This is a genomic window from Pseudomonas peli (genome assembly GCF_050563605.1).
GTDB lineage: Bacteria > Pseudomonadota > Gammaproteobacteria > Pseudomonadales > Pseudomonadaceae > Aquipseudomonas > Aquipseudomonas peli_A.
In genome coordinates this window covers 1-223 of sequence record NZ_JBNXUH010000462.1, presented here as the reverse complement: position 1 = coordinate 223, position 223 = coordinate 1, and the positions used below count along the sequence as shown (strand labels likewise).

General features: G+C 64.1%; 1 protein-coding gene. It reads left to right on the top strand.

The window, feature by feature from the left end; translation table 11 throughout:
• Nucleotides 1-67: 67 nt before the first annotated feature.
• A complete protein-coding gene (locus tag ACQ4LH_RS22245; RefSeq protein WP_430699036.1) occupies nt 68-205 on the top strand; it encodes a bifunctional adenosylcobinamide kinase/adenosylcobinamide-phosphate guanylyltransferase in 138 nt (45 codons plus the stop codon).
• Nucleotides 206-223 lie beyond the last annotated feature (18 nt).

Sequence of the window (223 nt, the reverse complement as noted above, 5' to 3'; positions counted from 1 at the left end):
TGTGCCTGGTTGCGCTGCGCGGGCTCTTTCTGATGTTAAAAGGAGCTAGTAGAGCGCCGGGCGGGCGGTGTCGCCGCGCGCGGCGCGCGCCCGCCGTTATGTTGACGAGGCGGGCTGGCTGCATCAGGCCCTGGCTGAGCGTTGTGAGCGTGTGGTGTTTACCGTGGCGGGTTTGCCGATGGTTCTCAAGGGGAATGCGCTATGAGTGAGCAATGGTGGCAAC